The following is a 20,803-nucleotide window of genomic DNA, read 5'->3' as shown; positions in this document are numbered from 1 at the left end:
GTGGGGTCCCCACAGCGCTGCGGCCGCCCCCGCCGACCCCGTGCGAAATCGGCCTCGGGTGGGTACCGACCGTCCGGGACGTGCCTTTCTGGTGTGCACCCGCTCGGGCAAAATGCCTGGTGTCACCGGCAATTGCGGGCTTCGTGGCGCATCCGTCCCCCTCGGTACGCCCGGGACCCCGGCGCCCACGGCTTGGGGAGGAGTGGTCCTGGCGTTGCAGTCCTTACAGGTACGCCGCATACGAGCGCTGCGCGGAACGACCTCCGTGCGGTCGGGGACGCACCGGGCGCAGTCCTTCCTGATCGTGGCCACCCTGCTCTACCGGGGCAGCCACCTCACGGTCGCCGTCATGGCCGTCGCCCACCGCCCGTGGCACCTCCCCCTGCAACACCTGGGGTTCGCCGCCGCCCTGGGACTCAGCGTGCTGACCTACGGAACGGCCCTGCGCCGCGGCTGGTTCGACCCCCGGCACATCTGGGCCGACGTCCTCGTCACCGGCTGCGTCCTGCCCCTGGCCCTGTGCGCCTGGGGAGGCGTGCGCGAACCCCCCACCATCGCCTGGGCGATGCTCCTCGGCGGATCGGCGAGCGCCGCGGCGGCCATCTCCCTCGACCGCCTGCACGCCGTCACCGCGGTCGCGCTGCTCGTCCTCACCCACTTCATCGGCTACCAGGCCGTCGGCGCGACCACCGCCGTCGTCGTCGGCCACCTCAACTCGCTGGTGTCGTCCGCCGTGATGACCTGGGTCTTCCGCTGGTACCTGCTGCGCCAGGGCCGCCTCCTCGACGAGGCCAACGCCCGCGCGCTGGCCGCCGAGGCGCACAAGGCGCGCTACGCCGAACGCCTCGAACACCACCGGGCCCTCCACGACACCGTCCTCGCCACACTGACCACCCTGGCGGCCGGAGCCGTCGACGCCAACGCCCCCGAGGTCCGGCAGCGCTGCGCCCGCGAGGCCGCCTACCTGCGCCGCCTGATCCAGCAGACCGCCGACGAGGTCCCCCACCGGGAGATCGGCGCCGCTCTGGAGGAGGCCGTGGGATCCGTGGAGAGCCTCGGACTGCGGGTCACCGCCCAGTACCACGCCCTGCCGCAGGTCCCGCCCGAGGTCGCCGCCGCACTGGGCCATGCCGTGCGGGAGGCCCTCAACAACGTACGGCGGCACGCCGGCACCGGCCACGCCTACCTCACCGCCACCGGCGACCCGGACGGCAGCGGCGGAGCCGTCGTCACCGTCGTCGACCGGGGCCCGGGCTTCGACCCGGAGCGGTGCGAGGCGGGCCTCGGCCTGCGCGGCTCGGTCCACGGCCGGATGACCGAGGCCGGCGGCCGCGCGACCGTGGACACCGCCCCCGGCGAGGGAGTACGGGTGGAGCTGAGATGGCCAGCGTGATCACGGTCGCGGTGGTCGACGACGACCGGATGCTGCGCGACGGACTGCGCGCCTGGCTCGGCGACGTACCCGACCTGCGGCTCGTGGCGACCGCCGCCACCGTGCCGGAACTCCTCGCCGACCCCGTCTGCGGCCCCGGCCCCTACCGCCCCCACGGCCTCGACGGGACGGGCGGCCCCCCGGCCGACGTCATCCTGCTCGACCTCGTCCTGCGGGACGGCTCGGACCCCGCCGACAACATCCGCAGGCTCCTGCGCACCGGGAGCCGCGTCCTCATGATCAGTACCGTGCCGGACCGCTCCCGGATCATCGAGGCGATCCGGGCCGGCGCCGACGGATACCTCACCAAGGACCACGACCTGTCGACCCTGGTCGCCGCCGTGAGGGACCTCGCGGAGGGCCGGGGCGCCCACTCCATGGAACTCGCCTTCGCCTGCGCCTACGACGACAGCCCCGCCCGCCCCCGGCTCTCGCCCCGGGAACGGCAGATCCTGCTCGACTACGCCTCCGGCATGACCCTCAAGTCCGCCGCCCGGAGGGCGGGCATCACCGTCCACACGGCCAAGGACTACCTCGACCGCGTCAAGGCCAAGTACCAGCAGGCCGGCCGTCCCACCTACACCAAGCTCGACCTCGCCCTCCGCGTACGGGAGGACAGCCTCGACGGGGGATGACCCCCGCCGCAAGCCCCCCAAACGGACGGCTACAAGGGGCGCCCGCGCCGCCGTACCGTCGACCCGGCGGCGCCTCGGACGGCCCGCCGGGAAGGGGACGAGCCGGTGACCGCACTCTGGCCGGCACGGCCTGCACGGCCTGCCGAACACCGCACCGCCACAGGACACGTCTGCGGACCCCACCGGGGGCGGGGACGCCTCGTCGGACGCGGCGCCGAGATGGGCCGGATCACGGCCGCGCTCGCCGCAGCCCGGTCCGGGCAGGGCGGAGCCCTCTTCGTCACCGGCGATCCCGGCGTCGGCAAGACCCGGCTCGCCACCGCCGCCCTCACCGCGGCCGCCTCGGCGGACATGGTCACCGTACGCGGGCGGGCCAGCACGGTCGGCCCGCCCGTCCCCTACCGGCCACTCGTCGAGGCGCTGCTCCTGCTCTCCCGCGCCGGCCTGCTGCCCGCCCCGGAGGAACTGGACGGCTACGGCCCCGTCATGGCCCGCCTGCTCAGCGACACCCCGGACACCGCAGGCCGCGACACCTCCCACATCACCGTCGCCGAAACGATGCTGCGCCTGCTCACCGCCGTCGGCCGGCAACGGGGCTGCCTGCTCGTCCTCGACGACCTGCACGACGCCGACGCCGGCACCCTGGCCGTCGTCGAGTACCTCCTCGACAACATCGGACAACAGCCCGCCGTACTCCTGCTCGTCGCCGGGCGCGCCCCCCGCGCTGCGGCCGAGCTGGCCCGGCGCGCCCGCCAGCGGGAAGCGGCGCAGATCCTCGACCTGACCCCCCTGAGCCACCGCGACGTCCGCCTCCTCGTCGCGGCCGAGCTGGGCGCCGCACCGGCGGAGGTCTGCCCCGAGCTCCTGCACCGCGCGGTGACCGGCGGCGCCGGCATCCCGTTCGTGGTCAAGGAACTCGTCCACGACCACGCCGACCACCCCGTCCACCACGGCGACCGGACCCCGCCCGTACCCGCCACCGTCGCCGACGACCTCAGGCGCCGCACCGCCTCGCTCGGGCCGCTCGGCACGGAATTCCTGGGCACGGCCGCCCTGTTCGGCCGACGCTTCCCCCTGCCCGTACTGGAGCACGCCATCGGCGCCGACCCCACGGCCCTGTCCGAGGTCCTGCGCGCCGCACTCGCCTCGTGCCTGATCACCCCGGACGGGCCCGGCACCCAGTGGTACGCCTTCCCCTACCCGCTGGCCGCCGAGGCGCTCCTGACCGACCTCGGACCGGGCCAACGCGCCCGGCACGCCCGACGCGCGGCGCACGCACTCGCCCGGCTCCACCCGGGACTGCCCGGAGCCTGGCGCGCACACGCCGCCCGACTGCACGAGCACGCCGGCGAAACCCGCGAAGCCGTCCGTCTGTACTGCCAGGCGGCGCAGCGGGCGATGGACGAGGGCGCCCTGGACCGGGCCCTGGAACTGCTCACCCGCGCCCACCCCCTCCTCGAACCCGGCACCGCACCCGAACTGCACGCCACGGTGCTGGAGCTGCTGCTCGACGCCGCCGCCCGCTCGGGCCGCCTCGACCGGCTGCCCACCCCGCCCGCCGCCGGCCACGCCGTACCCGCCGCACGACGAGCCGGGATCCACGCCCGGCTCAGCGGCATCGCCACCCTGGCCGGCCGCCCCGCCGAAGCGCTGCGCCACCTCGACACCGCCCGCGCCCTGCTCCCCGACCGCCCCGGCGACGGCCGCAACGCCCTCGTGGACCTCGCCGCGGCCCACGCCGAGCTGAGCCGGCCCGCCCCCGACCGGCTGCACACCGCCGCCCGCCTCGCCCGCCGGGCCGCGGACGCCGCCCGCGGCGACGACCGGCCGGACACCGCGTGCGAAGCCCTGCTGCTGCTCGGCCGGCTCGCCCGGCAGCAGGACGAACCCGCGGCGACGGCCCACTTCAAGCGGGCCCGAGCGATCGCCCTCGCCCACCGGCTCCCCGTACCGCGCACGGCCGCCGAGGTGCAGCTGGCCATCACCGAAGCCGGACACGACGACCGGCCTGCCCGCCTGGAGCAGGCCCGCCAGGAGGCACACCGCAGGGGCCTGCTGCCGCTGGCGCACGAGGCCGGCTTCGCCCTCGCCATCGAGCGGATCAGGCGGAGCGCCTACGACGACGCCCGCGACGGGATCATCGAAGGCACGGCAGAGGCGTCCCGGCTGGGACTGGGCCGGCCCCTCGCCATGCTCCGGCTCGCCGACGCCGTACGGTACGCCCACCAGGGACGCCGAACCGAGATGCGCGCGGCGCTCGAACGACTGGAGCCGCACCTCGACGCCGCACCCGGCCTGCGCCCCCTGTCGTACGGGCTCGCCCGGGCCTTCTGCTCCCTGCTGGAGGAACGGCGCGACGCCGCCGAACAGGAGCTCGCCCAGGCGCTCGCCCACGACACCGAGAACCCCTCCGCCGACGACTTCGGCCGGCACGGCCTCGCCCTGCTGCTCGGCGTCCTGGCCGGACGCCTGGGCCGCGGGCACTGCGCGGGCATCGCCGAGGCCGGCGCCGAAGGCACCCGCTGGAACCGCCAGTTCGCGGGCCTCGCCCACGCCGTGCTGCTCGGCCGCGAGGGGCACCGCGAGCGGGCGACGGCCGCCGCGGACCGGGCGCTGGCCGCGGCCGGCCCGTATCCCCTGGCCCGCCGCCTGTGCCTGCGGCTGGTGGCCGGCCCGGCGTACGAGGACGGCTGGGGCACGCCGGTCGAGTGGCTGCGCGACGCCGAGGAGTACTTCCACGGCGTCGGCCGCCACCCGGTCGCCGCCGCAAGCCGGGCCCTGCTGCGCGGCATGGGCGCGCCCGTCCGGCAACGGCGCACGGGCACCGAGCAGGTACCCCCGTACCTGCGCAGGTCCGGCATCACGGTCCGCGAATTCGAGGTGGCCCGGCTGGTCGCGGAACGGATCAGCAACAAGGACATCGCCGGGCGGCTGCACATCTCGCTGCGCACGGTCGAGAAGCACGTGGCGAACGTCCTGCACAAGACCGGCCACCCGAACCGCAGGGCCTTCGCCACCGCCGCCCGCGACCTCGTCGCGCCGGCCTGATCGACGGGGTCCTCGGGGCGGCCCCACCTCGTCCAGCAGGAAGTCGGCCGTGCCCCCGGAATTGACCCGGTGGAGCAGCCGCAGCACACCCGCCGAGCCCGTCAGGTAATCGGTGGAACAGCGCAGCAGACCCTCACCGGGCACCCCCAGCAGGGGGTGCCCGTCCGGGCTGCGCAGACCGAAGCGGGCGGCGGGCTCGAACAGGAAGACCTGCCTGACGAAGTCCAGCCGCCGCAGCGCCGTGCCGAGGTAGGAGGCGTCGCCGGTGAAGTCCGCCGCGTCCAGCAGTGCGTCGGCGACCCCGCACATTCCGGAGGCGTACCCCGGCCCCACCGCGTACCGGTCCCGGGCCCGCTGCGCGCGTCGCCGTTCCCGGCCCCGGCCAGTCTGCAGGACCGCAGGCCGACGACGCTGACCTCGTAGGTGTCCGGGTCGACGAGGACGTCGGAGGCGGTGAGGCCGACGAGGGCCACGCCGCGGTCGTGCGCCGCCCGGACCGCCCGGGCCGGCCCGCGCAGGACGGTCAGGAAGATCCGCAGCTGGTTCCGCGACCGCCCGACGTCGGGGCCGGGCCCTGCGAACGGGTCGCGCGCGAGCAGCAGCGGGCCGGGCCGGGCCGGGCGCCCTGGACGAATTCCATGACGATGCAGTGGTCCTCCCCGTGCTGGAACTTCGCGACGGGTGACGGGAAGGAGCCGACGGCGGCCAGCACGTTGAGGAACATCCACTCGCGGCCGAGGGCCTCCGCGGCGTCCTGGTGGCGGGCCGTCTTCAGCACCCTCCGGCTGCCGTGCGCAGGCAGCGGCGGGTGGGAACGACCGGATCCGGGCGGGGGCACGGGGGAGCACCCCCGACCGGATCCGTCGGGTCAGTTCAGGTATCCCGGGCCGCGCTGCGTCCTGCGGGCCTCCGTGTTCTGGGGCTTGAGTACGCTCACCCGGTGCACCTCCTAGAAGGTCGAACGCGCGGGACGCGCGGCTGGATCAGGACGGGTGCCGGCCGATCGGCACCCCCGACTCAACACCGTCCGCGAGGCGCGCACATGGGCGTCAGCCGCCCATGTTCTCCGCCCGTACCCCCATCCCGGCGCCGGCGCACGGATCCCTGAATGGTGGTGCTCCACCCCCTCCCGCCACCGCCCCGGATGTGGTAGCGGGAGCGTGCGGAGGGGCCGCTCGGTAGAATTCCTGCTGAGGAAGGGGGCGCCGGATGGGCGCGGACCTGAGTCAGTACACGGGCCGGCCCTCCGGGCTGGTAGGGAAGCAGATCGCCGGCTACAAGATCGAGCGCATGATCGGCCGCGGCGGCATGGCCGTCGTCTACTGCGCCAGGGACCTGCGCCTGGACCGCACGGTCGCGATCAAGCTGATCGCCCCCGAGCGGGCCCGAGACGATACCTTCCGGCGCCGCTTCACCCACGAGTCCAGGGTGGCCGCCTCCATCGAGCACCCGCACATCGTGCCGATCTTCGAGGCGGGCGAGACGGACGGCGTCCTCTACATCGCCATGCGCTACGTACCCGGGCTGGACCTGCGGGGACTGCTGGACCAGGAGGGCCCGCTGCCCGTGCCGACCGCCCTGCGGATCGCCGCCCAGGTGGCGTCCGCCCTCGACGCCGCCCACGACCACGAACTGGTGCACCGGGACGTGAAGCCCGGCAACATCCTGGTCGCGGCCGGCCCCGACCGGGACCACCCGGAGCACATCTACCTCACGGACTTCGGCCTGACGAAGAAGTCCCTGTCGCTGAGCGGTTTCACCACGGCGGGGGAGTTCGTCGGCACGCTCGACTACATGGCGCCCGAGCAGATCTCCGGCCGGCCGGTGGACGGCCGGTGCGACCTCTACAGCCTGGCCTGCGTCGTCTACGAGAGCCTCGCCGGCGGACCGCCCTTCGTGCGCGAGGAGGACGCGGCCCTGCTGTGGGCACACCAGTACGACCCGCCGCCCCTCCTGACCGAGCGGCGGCCCGACATCGCACCCGCCGCCGACGAGGTCTTCGGGAAGGCCCTGGCGAAGGTGCCCGAGGACCGGTACGGATCCTGCCTGGAGTTCGTGGCGGCCCTGCGGCGCGCCACCGAGAAGGGCCCGCCGACGGAGCAGCGGCCCCGGCGCGTCCGGGAGGAGACCACAGCGCCACCGGAGCCGCCGGGGTGGGCCCTGCCCGTCTTCCGCGCCCCGGCCGGCCGGACCTAGGGCGTACCCGGGGACGTCTCCGCGACCCGTACCCGCCGTCCGGATTCGATTCCTCAGAACCCCAGGAGCGACTGCTCGGCCCAGATCGTCTTGCCGACGGGCGCGTGCCGGGTGCCCCAGCGCTGGGCGAGCTGGGCCACCAGCAGCAGGCCCCGGCCGCCCTCGTCGAAGGTCCGGGCCCGCCGCATGTGCGGGGCGGTGCTGCTCGCGTCGGACACCTCGCAGATCAGGGTGTCCTTCTCGTGGATCAGCCGCAGCTGGATGGGCGGCTCGCCGTACCTGATGGCATTGGTGACCAGCTCGCTGACCAGCAGCTCGGTGACGAACGAGGCTTCCTCCAGCCCCCACTCCGTCAGCTGGTCGGTGGTCTGCCGACGGGCCTGGGAGACGTTGGAGGGATCGGACGTCAGGTCCCACACGACGACCTTGTCGGCGTGCAGGGCCCGCGTCCGTGCGACGAGCAGGGCCACGTCGTCGTCGGGGCGGTGGGTCAGCAGGGCCGTCAGCACCCGGTCGCAGACCGTGTCCAGCGTGGACGCGGGCCGGGCGAGCGCGGCGAACATGGTGTCCAGCGCTTCGTCGATGTCCCGCTCGCGGGGCTGGAGCAGTCCGTCGGTGTAGAGGGTCAGCACGCTGCCCTCGGGAAGGTTGACCTCCAGCGTCTCGAAGGGCAGGCCCCCCAGTCCCAGCGGCGGCCCGGCCGGGACGTCGAGGAGGTACACGGAGCCCTCCGGGGACACCACCGCCGGCGGCGGGTGCCCGGCCCGGGCGAGCGTGCAGTGGCGGGTGACCGGGTCGTAGACCACGTACAGGCAGGTTGTACCGATGCCCCCGGCACTCTCGTCGACGGCCTCCCGGCCGCCCTCGTCCGCGGACAGGTGGATGATCAGGTCGTCGAGGTGGGTCAGCAGCTCGTCGGGCGGCAGGTCGACGTCGGCCAGCGTGCGCACCGCGGTCCGCAGCCGCCCCATCGTCGCGGAGGCCCGGATGCCGTGGCCGACGACATCGCCCACGACCAGGGCCACCCGTGCGCCGGACAGCGGGATCACGTCGAACCAGTCGCCGCCCACACCCGCCTCGGTGCCGGCCGGAAGGTAGCGGGAGGCCGTCTCCAGCGCCGGGTGGTCGGGCAGCGTCTGCGGGAGCAGGCTGCGCTGGAGGGTCATGGTGCTGGTGTGCTCCCGGGCGGACCGGTGCGCGCCGTGGATGCTCGCGGCCGCCCGGCCCGTGAGCTCCTCGGCCAGCTCCAGGTCCTCCGGCAGGAACGGCTCCCGGCTCCGGCGGCGGCCGAAGACGGCCACGCCGAGGCTGACGCCGTCGGCGTGCAACGGCACCACCAGCATCGAATGGGTCCCGTGCGCACCGAGCCAGGCGGCCGCCGGGTCCTGGGCCATCCACCGGGCGACCGCCGGGGCGGTCGTCGCGTACACGGCGCCACGCCCCGAGGCCAGGCACTCCGAGGGCGGCGACAGCGGCGGATACACGGCCGTCTCGCCGACCGCGACCCGGCCCTCGGAGCTCCCCTCGACGGCCGAGCGCACCGCCGTACGGCACACGGTGACCGGCCCCGACGGCGGGCCGGAGGAGTGGCCGTTGCCGCGCGGAAGGGGTTCGAGCAGGTCGACGACGGCGAAATCGGCGAGCCTCGGGACGGCCACGTCCGCGAGCTCCTGCGCGGTGCGGGTGCTGTCCCCGGTGGTGCCGATGCGCGCGCCGGCGGCGTCCGGCACGAACAGCTGCTGCGTCTCGACCTCGGCCCCGGTCCGGTCGTGCGCGGCGAGGCACACGGCACGCACCACGCCGTCCGGATCCCGCAGCGGGGCCACCGACGTGGCCCAGCCGTGCTCGGCGCTGACGCCCGTGGCGCGGACGAAGGCTTCCATGTGCTGCGGCTCGCCGGCCTCCAGCGCCAGCCGCATCCGGCGCTCGGTCTCCTCGCTCACCGGGTCAGGGGCGATCTCCGGCAGGCGCAGCCCGAACATTTCGGATTGCGTGAGGGACAGTGTGCGTTCCATGCCCGCGTTCGCCCGGACCAGCCGCAGGTCCGCGTCGAAGACCGCCAGAAAGCACGGGGACTGGGAGAACGACCACTCGTCCAGCGGATCGCCCCACGAGGAGCCGTCACCGCCCCGTACGCCCGCCACCGCGGACACCACGTACCACCGGGTGCCGCCGCCGGTGGAGGTCCAGCGGTGCGCCAGCAACGACTGCTCGACGCGGCTGCCGTCCCGGTGCCGCAGCGCCACGGTGCCGCTCCACCGCTCCTGCTCGGGCGGGATCCGGCGCGCCTCGTCGCCGACGGGATCGGCCAGCAGGAACGCGGCGGACCGCCCCACCACCTCGGCGGAGGCGTAACCGAGCAGTCGAGTGGCGCCTTCGCCCCACTCGGTGACGATGCCCTGCTCGTCGACGGCGGCCGTCGCCGTGTACGCGGGTTCCTGGAAGGCATCGGTCCGCTCCGGCCGCTCACCGGGAGGAGTGGGAAGTTGCTCCATCGCCGCTCATCTCGCCCTCGCTCGATCCGTCGCTGCTGTCCCACGGGACCTGCACGGCCAGGGGCCCCACTGACAAGCATCATCCGACGGGGCAAGGAGCACCAACGCAGTGCTGCCGGGCGGGGCGCCCCGGCGGCGGGCGCGGCATCGGCAGGGTCTGTCACGGGTGTCAAGTCACGCGTTCACGGGGCGTGACGCCCACCGCGGCGCCGGGGTCCAGTGGGAGTACGCCTCCGCGCGCAGAGCCGGAGGGAGAGGAGGAGAATCGTGGTGTCCGAGTATGCGTGGATCCGGGGTGTCGTCCTGGCCGCAGCCTCCGTGCTGCTGGTGGGACTCGGCACCGGCCTGCTGGCGACCTCGATGGACGTCCCCGCCACCACCGCACCCCGGCCGGCGGTGCTGCTCCTGCCGCAGGACGGGGGCGCCGTCCACACGGGTCACTCCACCGTGACCGTGAAGGAGCCAGGGTTCGAGGAGCGGGTGAAGAGGGACCTCGGGGCCCGGCCCGCGAAGTGACGGCCGGTGCCCCGTCCGTGCAGGTCGCCGCAGGGATTCAGCGGAGCGGTGTCGTCTCCCGGGCGGCGTCCGGGCCGGGGGACCGCAGGCTGCCGGCAGCGAGGAGCTGCCCGCGCCGGGTACTGCCCGAGACGCGGTGGAGGCCGTACGAGCCGGGCTCGCGGGCTTCGCCGGCCAGGTGCTTGACGGTGCTCCGGCAGATGAACTCCTTCAGCTTCGCGCCGGGGCGGCCGGCGATGCGGAACCGGACCGCCACGTCGTCGCGGCGGGCGATCTGGAAGATGCCCGCGCGGCGGCCGAGGCTGATGCACTGGCCCGCGAACACCGCGCTGAGCGGCCCCGGCCGCTCGCCCGCCATCCGGCTGAGCACCGTGTCGGCGGCCCGCGCGCCCAGCGGGATCGCGGCCTGGCAGCTCATCCGCAGGGGCAGGTCCGAGGGAGCCGCCGAGTCCCCGGCCGCTACGATGCGGTCGTCGTCCACACTGGTCAGCGTCTCGTCCGTGAGCAGACGGCCCACCGCGTCGGTGCTCAGACCGCTGCGCGCGGCCAGGTCCGGCACACCGAAGCCGGCCGTCCAGACGGTCACCCCGCTCGCCAGTCCGCGGCCGTCGTCGAGCCGCACGGCGTCACGGGTCACGGCCGTCACCTTCGTCCCCGGTCCCTCCAGCACGGTCACGCCGAGCGCGGCCAGCCGTCGGGCGACCGAGTGCCGGCCCCGGGCGTGCAGGTACGGGCCGAGCACCCCACCGCAGACCAGGGTCACCGCACGGCCCTGCTCGGCCAGTTCGGCGGCGGTCTCGATACCGGTCGGCCCGGCCCCGACCACCGTCACCGGCGCCGTTGCGGGCGCCGCGGCGAGGACGGGCCGCAGCCGCTGCGCCTCCTCCAGGCTGTTGATGGGGTAGGCGAACTCCGCGGCCCCGGGCACACCCGGGTCGGCGCTGCCGCTGCCCACGGCGTAGACCAGGTAGTCGTAACCGGCCGTGCCGCCCGACGCCAGGGTCAGCCGGCGCGCGCCCGCGTCGATGCCCGTCACGCTGTCGACGAGCAGCCGGACGCCCTGGCCCAGGACGTCCGCGTACGCGACGACGGCGTCGTCGGAGCCGCCCACCAACTGGTGCAGTCGGATCCGCTCGACGAACTCCGGACGCGGGTTGATCAGCGTCACGGTCACGTTGGCGCGCTGCGTCAGGCGGTTGGCGGCCATGACTCCGGCGTATCCGCCGCCGATCACGACGACTTCGGTGTTCTCGGCCATGACGGGCTCCCCGTTCTCTCGGTGTCGCTTCCGGGCACAAGACACCGGCAGCCCGCCCGCTGTGACAGGAGGAGCCGTGTGACGCGCGCCACCCCCGGCGCCCGCGTCGACGGGGCCGCCCGGCGCCGCTCGCCTCAGCGCGGTACGGCCGCCAGCAGGTCGGCGCCCAGAGCCGTGAGGTCGGGCAGGTTGAGGGTGTAGCGGACGTACCGGCCGCGCCGCCGGGCCGTGAGCAGGCCGGCCCGGCGCAGGACGGCGAGGTGACGGGACACCTCCGGAGGCGAGAGCTCCCAGGCATGGGCCAGTTCGCGGGTGGTGTGCGGGCCGCGGGCCAGGGTGCGCAGCAGCCGCAGCCGTACCGGGTGCGCGAGGGCCTCCAGCCGGAGGGTGACCGTCTCCAGCGACACCGGCTCCGACGGACCCGGCTCGGCCACCGGGTACTGCACCACCGGCTGCCAGCCGGGCGCGTCGGAGGTTGTCCTCGACCGGCAGGTCCGAGGGCTCAGAGGGGGCGGCCGTGCCGTGCGGCGCGTTCCGCGCGGCCCGACGGGTGGAACAGCAGCGGGGCCCCGTCCGGCCGCTCACACGGGACCGTGCGGCGGCGTCGGCGGGCGGCTGCAGGGGCCCAGCGGGCCGGGTGCAGGCCCGCGGGCCGTTCGGGCCCGGTGAAGAGCGGTTCGAGGCCGGCGGCGGTGCGGCCGCGCGCCGGGCCGCTCACCGACGCGCCGGCCGCGCCGTGAGCGGTTCGGTGCGGCGCGTCAACCCGGCCGGTGGCGCCCCGAAACGCCGCGCGAGGACAGTCGTGCCATGCCTCCTGCGACCGCCGCCCCTCCCACGCTGCCCGCCCCCGGACCCACGCCCGTCGCGACTGCGGCGCCGCGGCACCGGGAACCGGCGGCCTCGACACCCTGCCGGTACGGCCCGCGCCCCGGGTCCGCGTCCTGATCGCCGGTGCCGAACTGGACCACGCCGGACCGCCCGGTCCGGGACGGGTGCGCGACGCCCTCGGGCCCGCCCTGCCCGCCCTGATCGCCGCACTCGGCGGGGAGATGCGCGAGGTACGGCACGTACGCGACCGGCCGGCCGGTTCCCTGGCAGCCGCCGTGCACGCCGCCCGGGACACAGAGGTCGTGGCGGTCACCGGCTCCACCTCCGTCGGCGCCACCGATCGCCTGCGCCGTCTGCTGGCCGAGTCCGCTGCCCGGATGGTCGTCGACACGGTCGCCTGCCGCCCCGGCCACCCGATGCTGCTCGCCGAACTCCCCTCCGGCGGCTGGGTCGTGGGGCTGCCCGGGAACCCGTACGCGGCCCTGGTCGCCGCCCACACCCTGCTCGGGCCGCTGATCGCGGGCCTCTGCGGCCGGGCCCTCGGCCCGCTGCCGCACGTCCCCGTGACGGGATCCGTACGGCCCGCCCCCGGCCTGCCCCGGCTGGTCCCCGTCACCTGGGACGGCACCGGCGCCACGCTCAGCACCGGCCCCGGCGCGGCCTTCCTGCGGGGTGCCGCCGTCGCCGACGCCCTCGCCGCGATCCCCCCCGCGCTGGACGCCAGGCAGCGCGGCCCCCGTGCTCCCCACCCCCTGAGGGCGCCCCGGCCCGGGACGCCGCACGACAACGCGCCGGTCAGCCGACGCGACGGGCCCCCGCCGACGGAACGGCCTCCAGCACGGCCGGTGCTCCGAAGCCCGCCGCCGCGAAGGCGTCCGCCACGGCCCGCGCCACGCTCCCGGCCGCCGCGGCCGGGACCAGCGCGATCACGGAGCCGCCGAAGCCGCCGCCGGTCATCCGGGCGCCCAGGGCGCCGGCGGCCACCGCGGCTGCCACGGCCAGGTCCGTCTCCGGGCAGGAGACCCGGTAGTCGTCCCGGAGGGAGGCGTGGCCCGCCGTCAGCAGCGGCCCCAGTGCCTCCGGCTCGCCCGCCGTCAGAGCGGCGACGGCCCGGCCCACGCGGGCGTTCTCCGTGACCACGTGCCGGGCCAGCGGTGCCAGCCCGTCGGGCAGTTCCGCGAGGGCGCCCGGCAGCTCCGCCTCCGAGAGGTCCCGCAGGGCGGGCAGGCCCAGCAGTCCCGCCGCCCGCTCGCACCCCGTGCGCAGCGCCGCGTACGCCCCGTCGGCGAGGTCGTGCGCGACACCGGTGTCGAGCACCAGCAGGCGCAGTCCGTGCCCGGTGAGGTCGAAGGGGACCTGCCGGACCTCCAGGCTGCGGCTGTCGAGGTGCAGGGCGGCGCCCTCGGCGCAGCAGACCGACGCCATCTGGTCCATGACCCCGCAGGGCACGCCGGCGAAGGCGTTCTCGGCGTACTGCGCCACGCGGGCCAGCTCCGGCCGCGACAGCCGCAGCGCGTACAGCTCGTCGTACGCGACGGCCACGGCGCACTCCAGGGCCGCGGAGGAGGACAGACCGGCGCCCGTGGGAACCGTGCTGTCCAGGTGCACGTCGGCGCCGCCGACGGGCAGGCCCCGGTCCCGCAGCGCCCAGACCACCCCGGCGGGGTAGCGGGCCCAGCCTGTGACCGCGCCGGGGACGAGGTCCGCCACTGCGAGCTCGGTGATCGCGCCGTCGCCCTGGGCGCTGTGCAGGCGCAGCAGCCCGTCCTCGCGGCGGCGGGCGGCCAGCACGGTGGTCTGCGGCAACGCCATCGGCAGGGCGAAACCGTCGTTGTAGTCGGTGTGCTCGCCGATCAGGTTGACCCGACCCGGAGCTGCCCAGACCCCGTCGGGGGCGCAGCCGTGGATCCGCGCGAACTCCCGGCCTACGGTGGCGGCTTCGGCCACGGTCCCGGTCACACGGCCTCCCGCAGCCGCCGGGCCGCCGCCTCGGGCGCGACGTCGTTCATGAAGGCGTCCATGCCGGCTTCGGTCCCGGCCGTGTACTTGAGCTTGTCGGCGGTCCGCCGGACCGTGAACAGCTCCAGGTGCAGCGCCAGTTCCTCGCCCCCGATGAGCGGCGCCTGGTGCCAGGCCGCGATGTAGGGGGTGGGCGCCGCCAGCCCGAAGAGGCGGTCGAAGCGGCGCAACAGGTCCAGGTACAGGCCGGGGAACTCGGCGCGCTCCGCCTCGACGAGCCCGGTCAGGTCGGGGACCCTGCGGTGCGGGTACAGGTGGACCTCGTACGGCCAGCGCGCGGCGTACGGGACGAAGGCCGTCCAGTGCTCCCCGGCGAGGACCACGCGCTCGGTGGCCCCGCGGGCCTCCGCGAGGACGTCCTCGAACAGGTTGCGCCCGGTGCGGGCGCGGTGCGCGGACGCGGCGGCGATGTGCTTGGCCGTGCGGGGGGTGACGGTGGAGAAGGCGTAGATCTGGCCGTGCGGGTGGGCCAGCGTCACACCGATCTCCGCACCCCGGTTCTCGAAGCAGTACACCTGCCGCACGCCGGGGCGGTCGGACAGTTCGGCGGTGCGGTCGGTCCAGGCGTCCAGGACCAGCCGGGCCCGCTGCGGGCTGAGATCGGCGAACCCGGCGTCGTGCTCCGGGGTGAAGCACACCACCTCGCAGCGGCCGGCCTCGCCGGCCAGGGACGGGAAGCGGTTCTCGAAGACGGCCACCTCGTAGTCGGCGGCCGGGATCTCGCTCGTCCGGCCGTCCCGCGACGGGCAGAGCGGGCAGGCGTCCGCCGGCGGGTGGTGGGTACGGGACTGCCGGTGCGCGGCGATGGTGACCCAGTCGCCGGTGGTCGGGTCCCGGCGCAGCTCCGGGGCGCTCCCGACCCGGTCCGGCGGGCGCCGGTCCTCGGTCGCGCGGTCCCGGCCGGGGCCACTGTCGTAGTAGATGAGCTCGCGGCCGTCCGCGAGCTCGGTGACGGTCCTGTGCACGGGCACGTCCTCGCCTGTCTCGTCGGGGTGGGTGGCCGGGGCCGGCGCGTCCGGTGATCATACGGCCGCCCCGGGGAGTGGATCACCCGCAGGAGCGCGCGGTCCGGGCCGCCCGGCCGTTTGTCCGCCTCCCGAAGGGGCAGGCGCACTGCGCGGACGGGGGCGGGCAGGAGTGCGCAATCACCGTGGAAGGGACGTGACGGCGATGAAGGTGGCGTTTCTCGTGGCGCCGGAAGGCGTGGAGCAGGTCGAGCTGGAGAAGCCCTGGCAGGCCGTGAAGGACCAGGGCTGGCAGCCTCGCCTCGTCTCGACCACGAACGGCGAGGTCCAGGCGTTCCACCACCTCGACAAGGCGGACACCTTCCCCGTCGACGACGTGGTCGGAGAGGCCGGACCGGACGCGTACGACGCCCTGGTGCTGCCCGGCGGCGTCGCCAACCCCGACGCCCTGCGCATGGACGGGCGTGCGGTCGCCTTCGTCCAGGGCTTCTTCCGCGCCGACCGGCCGGTGGCGGCGATCTGCCACGCCCCCTGGACGCTCGTCGAGGCCGGCACGGTCCGGGGCCGGACCCTGACGTCCTGGCCCAGCCTCGCCACCGACCTGCGCAACGCCGGCGCCACCTGGGTCGACGAGGAGGTACGGGTCTGCCGTGCGGCGCCCGGCACCCTGATCACCAGCCGCAGGCCCAACGACCTCGACGCCTTCTGCGCCGCCTTCGTCAAGGAGTTCGGCGTCCGCCCCGTCGCCGCCGGCCCGACCCGGCCCTGACGGACCGCGGGCGGGCGCAAGCCCCGAGGCGGGGCCGAGACCGGAGGTGGGCAGTGAGCGGCGGCGGTGAGGGCCTGGCGGATGCGGGCGCGCGCCCCGAGGACCTCCGGCACCGGGACGAGGCGCCGGGCGAGGCGCCGGACGACGCGCACCAGACACCGGACGACGCGCACCAGACACCGGACGACGCGGACGAGGCGCCGGGCGCGGCGGACGAGGCGCTGGACGAGGCGGACGAGGCGCTGGACGAGGCGCTGACCTTGACGATCCGCCGGACCGGGGCGTCCGCCGGCGGGATCCACCTCTGGGACGGTCCGGAGCACTCCCGGCTGGCGCTCGTGGTGCTGTGCGGCGTACCGACCGACGTGGCCTGGCCGTGGCACCGGATCTCCCCGGCCGGCTCCAACCCGGTGAGCGACGCCGTGCGCGAGGACCGGCTGGTCTGGATCGGCTCGCAGGAGGACCTCGCCCACGACTACCCGCAGGCCGCCGTCAGCCTGCCCTACGAGTTCTGCCTGGCCGCAGTCCCCCTGAAGGGCCGGCACGGCTCCCACGGCGCCCTGCTCCTGGTCTATCCCGCCGGCCGGGACCGCACCCCGACCCCGCGCGAACAGCAGCACCTCGTCGTGGCCGCCCGCCGCATCGCCCGGACACTGGACGAAGCCGCAGGCGTGCCCGAGATACCCGAACGGCCCCGCGTCATCCCCGCCACGTCCTTCCGGGCCTACGGGGGCCGGCCGGCCCAGGCCGCAGCCGACTGGGCCGAGCGCCTGCCGGAGGGCGCCCTGGCCCTGGACCTGGAAGGCCGGATCACCTTCGTGGACGGGACGGCCGCCGCCCTGCTCGGCCGCGCCTCCGGCGGGCTGCTGGGCACCTGGCCCTGGCAGTCACTGCCGTGGCTGGACGCACCCCTGGCCGAGGACCGCTACCGCTCCGCCGTCCTCAGCCGCGAGCCGGTGGAGTTCACCGCCCTGCGCCCGCCGGACGTCCCGCTGCGCTTCCAGCTCTACCCGGACTCCAGCGGCATCAGCGTCCGCGTCACCCGCGCCGCCCGGCACGAGGAAGCCCCGCCATCCGGCGGGCCGACGGGCACCCCCGTCCCGCACACGGGCCGGATCCACCAGCTCCTGCACCTCGCGGCCGCCATGACGGAGACCGTCACCGTCCGCGACGTCGTCGAACTGGTCGCCCACCAGGTGCTGCCCGCGTTCGGAGCCGACGCCCTCGTCCTGTCCGCGGCCGACGCGGGCCGCCTCAGGATCACCGGGTACCACGGGTACGACCCGCTGACCATCGAGCGGCTCGACGGCCTGCCGCTGGACACCGGGCTGACCCCCGCGGGGCAGGTACTGGCCGACGGCGTCCCCGCCTTCTTCGGCGACCGTGCCGCGATGGCCCGCGCGCACCCCGGCGCCTCGCAGGTCAGCGGCAAGGAGGCCTGGGCGTTCCTGCCGCTCACCATCTCCGGACGCCCGGTCGGGTGCTGCATCCTCTCCTACGAGCGGCCGCACACCTTCACCGCCGACGAGCGCGCCGTCCTCACCTCCCTGGCCGGACTGATCGCCCAGGCCCTGGACCGGGCCCGGCTGCACGACGCCGCGCACGACCTCGCCCACGGCCTCCAGCAGGCCCTGCTCCCGCACACCCTGCCCGTGGTGCCGGGCCTGGAGGCCACCGCCCGGTACCTGCCCGCGGGCCACGGCATGGACATCGGCGGCGACTTCTACGATCTGATCCCGCTGGACGCCACCACCGTCGCGGCCGTCATCGGCGACGTCCAGGGGCACAACGTGGCCGCGGCCGCGCTCATGGGCCAGGTCCGCACCGCGATCCGGGCCGCCGCGGGCGCCCCGCCCGACGCGGTCCTGGCCCGCACGGGCCGTCTTCTGGCGGGGCTGGACACCGAACTGCTCGTGTCCTGCCTCTACGTCCACATCGACCTGGCGAGCCGGTGGGCGACCCTGGCCAGCGCCGGGCACCCGCCCCCGCTGGTGCACGCGCCCGGCTCCCGGCCGCAGCGGGTGCAGGTCGATCCCTGGCCGCTCCTCGGCATCGACACCGGCACGCCGTGCCCCGTCACCCGCCTGGAGCTGGCGCCGGGGACCCTCCTCGTCTTCTACACCGACGGGCTGGTCGAGAAGCCCACCGCGGCCGGCATTGACGCCGAGCGCGGTACCGACGACGTCGCCGCGGTCCTCGCCGAGAACGAGGGGGCGGACCTGGACGAGCTCGTCGAGGCCCTGCTGCTCGGTACCGGGGCGGCCTACGGCCACACGGACGACATCGCACTGCTCCTGCTGCGCCTGTGACCGCGCGAGGAGCCGCGCGCGGTGTCCGGCCGCTCCCGGTACGGGTCGCCCTACAGGTACGGGTCGAAGGGGATGCCCGCCGGCTTGGCCTCCGCCAGGTGGGACGCGAAGGAGCCGTCCTTCAGGCCGAAGTGCGCGCTGCCGAAGTCGGCCTGGCTGAGCTTGTCCCGGAGCGTCGCCGGGTATCCGGACCAGCCGACCAGGGTGGGGTACTGCCAGGTGCCGCGGTGGTTCTCCGGGGGTTCGTCGTTGGTGTTCGCCGCACGGAAGCAGTGCGTGCCGATGCCGTCCTTGTGATAGACGATCTTGGGGTGGGTGCCGTCCCAGCGGATCCGGTCGCGCGCGTGGACCACGAAGTCGCCGTGCGCGGACGTGGCGACGTACTTCGCCTCGTCGCCCTGGATCCACACCACCACGTGCTCCCAGTCGTGGCGGTGGCCGCCGAGGCTGATGCCGGGGATCGCCTGGTCCTTCTCGAAGTAGAGCGCGTAGACCACGGCGCACCAGCCGTTGTTGCACTTCCAGCGGGAGTACCCGTTGGTGTTGGCGAGGTCCGAGGCGTCCCGGCAGTTGCCGTCGAGGGCTCCGGTGGGCTTGAGCCCGCCGTTCAGCACCCCGGTGGGACCTATGGCGGGGGTCGGGTAGCAGCCGTCGGTGTCGTAGTCGTAGGCGGGCTGGAAGGTCCGCTCGATCGCCTCGGCCTGGCCGGGCAGCGCCGGGGGCGGAGCCGCGAAGGCCACCTGCGGGACGCCGACGACGAGCGCGAGGGCGGCGCCGACGACGACGAGGGATCTCCGGACGTGACGGTCGGTCCGCACAACGGGCCTCCTGGCCGGTCGGGTTCGAGGGGCGCGGGCCGACGACGGCCTGCGCCGACCGACACGCCCGGAGCATCATTCGCGAACCGGCTCGGCACGGCAAGGGTGCGCGCAGCTTCTTCTGCATGCGCGGGGACAAGAACTGCCCGTCAGAACAGGCGAGTTGAGGATATGTCAGAAATAGCGGCGCGGGTGCGGGCGCCGGGGCCGGGGCCGGGAGCGGCCCCCCGTACGCACGAAAGGTCCGCCCCCGCGAGCAGGGGGCGGACCAGGGCCTCGGCCGGGCGCTGTCACACGGTCACAGGCCGACCGTGTTCATCAGGATGATGGCTGCCAGGTTCAGGAGGATGACCGTGACGACGATGCCGATCGCGATCCAGGCCTTCTGTGATTCGTCCATGGGTGCGGGTCACCTCCCGACGGGGACGCGCCGCCGCGCGGCGCTCCGCCGGCCGGCGGCGTTCCGTCCGGCCTCCTCCCATGCTGACCCCCCGGCGCGCGGAGCGCAGGTCGGCTGCCCGCCCCCCGCCCCCCCGCCCCGGGCCCGGTCCTGCGCGGGCCGCGGGCGGCGGGGCCGGCCCGTCAGGCCACCCAGGTGGCCGTCATGCCGAGCACGGCCGCGCCGTCCTGGTCCGTCAGCTTGGTCCCGGTGAAGTCGCGGGCCCACTGCGAGGTCTGGATGCGGAAGGCGGGACGGTCGGCGGTCAGCGCCTCCATCACGGCCTCGGCCGCGCCGGCCGGGGTCTGGGCCGCGCCCTCCGTGAACTGGCTCACCGTACGGTCGATGTAGGTGCGCAGCGCGTCTGCGTACGGTCCGGCCGCGGCGATCCGGGCGTCGAAGTCGAGCCCGATGTTGTTGACGAACTCGGTCGCCACCGCACCCGGCTCGACGACGGACACGGTCACGCCGAGGGTGCTCGCCACGGGCGCCAGGCTCTCCATGTACCCCTCCACCGCGAACTTCGCCGCGCAGTAGGCCTCGTTGAAGGGCTGGCCGATCACGCCGCCGACGCTCGTGACGGTGATCAGGCGGCCGCCGGTGGCCCGGAGGTGGGGGAGTGCCGCCTTGGAGACGTTCAGCACGCCGAAGAAGTTGACCTCCATGACCTCGCGGACATCGGCCACGGTTTCCAGTTCCAGGGTGCCGAGGTGTCCCGCGCCGGCGTTGTTCACGACCGCGTCCAGGCGGCCGTAGTCGGCGATCACGCCCTCCACCGCCGCGATGACGGACTCCTCGTCGACGACGTCGAGACGGCGGATGTCGATGTCGACGCCCGCCTCGGCGGCGGCCTCGCGCAGGGCGTCGGCCCGTCCGGTGTCGCGCAGCGTGGCAACGGTGCGCCATCCGGCGCGGGCCGCGGCGACGGCCGCGGCCAGCCCGATGCCGGAGGAAGTGCCGGTGATCAGGACGGTACGGAGGGGGGCGTCGGCGGTGGCGGCGGCGGGAGCGGTGGGGGGCGTGGACATGGCGTACCTCGGAAGCTCGGGTTTATGTGCGTGCACACACACTTTAAA

14 protein-coding genes and 2 pseudogenes are annotated in these 20,803 nt (G+C 75.2%); 8 read left to right on the top strand and 8 right to left on the bottom strand.

Annotated features, from left to right (window positions below; translation table 11 throughout):
- The first annotated feature begins 214 nt into the window (after positions 1-214).
- From IH80_RS40925 to IH80_RS0119715, 3 genes are all read left to right on the top strand, one after another.
- The gene (locus tag IH80_RS40925; protein WP_158943521.1) at positions 215-1,393 is read left to right on the top strand and encodes a sensor histidine kinase; all 1,179 of its coding nucleotides are present in this window, start codon (positions 215-217) and stop codon (positions 1,391-1,393) included.
- Entirely contained in the window at positions 1,381-2,067 is a 687-nt protein-coding gene (locus tag IH80_RS0119720) for a response regulator (protein WP_030962093.1), read from the top strand. Before IH80_RS40925 ends, IH80_RS0119720 begins: the two co-directional genes overlap by 13 nt.
- 105 nt (positions 2,068-2,172) lie before the next feature.
- Positions 2,173-5,115: a helix-turn-helix transcriptional regulator gene (locus IH80_RS0119715; RefSeq protein WP_158943519.1), complete on the top strand. Its 2,943-nt coding sequence runs from the start codon at positions 2,173-2,175 to the stop codon at positions 5,113-5,115.
- Between the two features lie 523 nt (positions 5,116-5,638).
- On the opposite strand, the gene IH80_RS0119710 is transcribed toward IH80_RS0119715, so the two are convergent.
- Positions 5,639-5,893, bottom strand: coding sequence for a hypothetical protein (locus IH80_RS0119710; RefSeq protein WP_030962090.1), 255 nt, complete (start codon positions 5,891-5,893; stop codon positions 5,639-5,641).
- Between the two features lie 431 nt (positions 5,894-6,324).
- On the opposite strand from IH80_RS0119710, the gene IH80_RS0119705 reads away from it, so the two are divergent.
- Positions 6,325-7,311, top strand: coding sequence for a serine/threonine-protein kinase (locus IH80_RS0119705; RefSeq protein WP_030962089.1), 987 nt, complete (start codon positions 6,325-6,327; stop codon positions 7,309-7,311).
- Between the two features lie 53 nt (positions 7,312-7,364).
- On the opposite strand, the gene IH80_RS0119700 is transcribed toward IH80_RS0119705, so the two are convergent.
- The gene (locus IH80_RS0119700; RefSeq protein WP_030962087.1) at positions 7,365-9,806 is read right to left on the bottom strand and encodes a SpoIIE family protein phosphatase; all 2,442 of its coding nucleotides are present in this window, start codon (positions 9,804-9,806) and stop codon (positions 7,365-7,367) included.
- A gap of 270 nt (positions 9,807-10,076) precedes the next feature.
- Here IH80_RS0119700 and IH80_RS0119695 point away from each other — a divergent pair, with 270 nt between their 5' ends.
- Positions 10,077-10,322, top strand: coding sequence for a hypothetical protein (locus IH80_RS0119695; RefSeq protein ID WP_158943517.1), 246 nt, complete (start codon positions 10,077-10,079; stop codon positions 10,320-10,322).
- Positions 10,323-10,359: 37 nt separating this feature from the next.
- Here the strand turns inward: IH80_RS0119695 and IH80_RS0119690 are convergent, their stop codons facing one another.
- On the bottom strand, positions 10,360-11,580 hold the full coding sequence (locus IH80_RS0119690) for an NAD(P)/FAD-dependent oxidoreductase (protein ID WP_051809575.1): 1,221 nt from the start codon (positions 11,578-11,580) through the stop codon (positions 10,360-10,362).
- A 134-nt stretch (positions 11,581-11,714) separates the two neighbouring features.
- A pseudogene (locus IH80_RS0119685) lies at positions 11,715-12,047 on the bottom strand (metalloregulator ArsR/SmtB family transcription factor); the annotation flags it as partial.
- Positions 12,048-12,350: 303 nt separating this feature from the next.
- On the opposite strand from IH80_RS0119685, the pseudogene IH80_RS47385 reads away from it, so the two are divergent.
- Positions 12,351-12,866, top strand: a pseudogene (locus tag IH80_RS47385) (molybdopterin-binding protein); the annotation flags it as partial.
- A 337-nt stretch (positions 12,867-13,203) separates the two neighbouring features.
- Here the strand turns inward: IH80_RS47385 and galK are convergent.
- Together galK and galT are read right to left on the bottom strand one after the other, a co-directional pair.
- The gene (gene galK / locus IH80_RS0119670; protein WP_078906630.1) at positions 13,204-14,367 is read right to left on the bottom strand and encodes a galactokinase; all 1,164 of its coding nucleotides are present in this window, start codon (positions 14,365-14,367) and stop codon (positions 13,204-13,206) included.
- Positions 14,364-15,392, bottom strand: coding sequence for a galactose-1-phosphate uridylyltransferase (gene galT, locus IH80_RS0119665; RefSeq protein ID WP_030962078.1), 1,029 nt, complete (start codon positions 15,390-15,392; stop codon positions 14,364-14,366). Before galT ends, galK begins: the two co-directional genes overlap by 4 nt.
- Before the next feature lie 205 nt (positions 15,393-15,597).
- Here galT and IH80_RS0119660 point away from each other — a divergent pair, with 205 nt between their 5' ends.
- Together IH80_RS0119660 and IH80_RS0119655 are read left to right on the top strand one after the other, a co-directional pair.
- Entirely contained in the window at positions 15,598-16,161 is a 564-nt protein-coding gene (locus IH80_RS0119660) for a type 1 glutamine amidotransferase domain-containing protein (RefSeq protein ID WP_051809574.1), read from the top strand.
- Between the two features lie 242 nt (positions 16,162-16,403).
- On the top strand, positions 16,404-18,470 hold the full coding sequence (locus IH80_RS0119655) for a SpoIIE family protein phosphatase (RefSeq protein WP_078906634.1): 2,067 nt from the start codon (positions 16,404-16,406) through the stop codon (positions 18,468-18,470).
- Between the two features lie 50 nt (positions 18,471-18,520).
- Here IH80_RS0119655 and IH80_RS0119650 read toward each other — a convergent pair whose 3' ends face one another.
- Positions 18,521-19,288 carry an NPP1 family protein gene (locus IH80_RS0119650; RefSeq protein ID WP_030962074.1) on the bottom strand — a complete coding sequence of 256 codons (768 nt, stop codon included), beginning with the start codon at positions 19,286-19,288 and terminating at the stop codon, positions 18,521-18,523.
- A 582-nt stretch (positions 19,289-19,870) separates the two neighbouring features.
- Positions 19,871-20,755, bottom strand: a complete 885-nt coding sequence (locus tag IH80_RS0119640; RefSeq protein ID WP_051809573.1) for an SDR family oxidoreductase — start codon at positions 20,753-20,755, stop codon at positions 19,871-19,873.
- Positions 20,756-20,803 lie beyond the last annotated feature (48 nt).

The organism is Streptomyces sp. NRRL S-378, assembly GCF_000720645.1.
Classification (GTDB): Bacteria; Actinomycetota; Actinomycetes; order Streptomycetales; family Streptomycetaceae; genus Streptomyces.
This window is presented reverse-complemented; position numbering and strand designations above follow the sequence as displayed.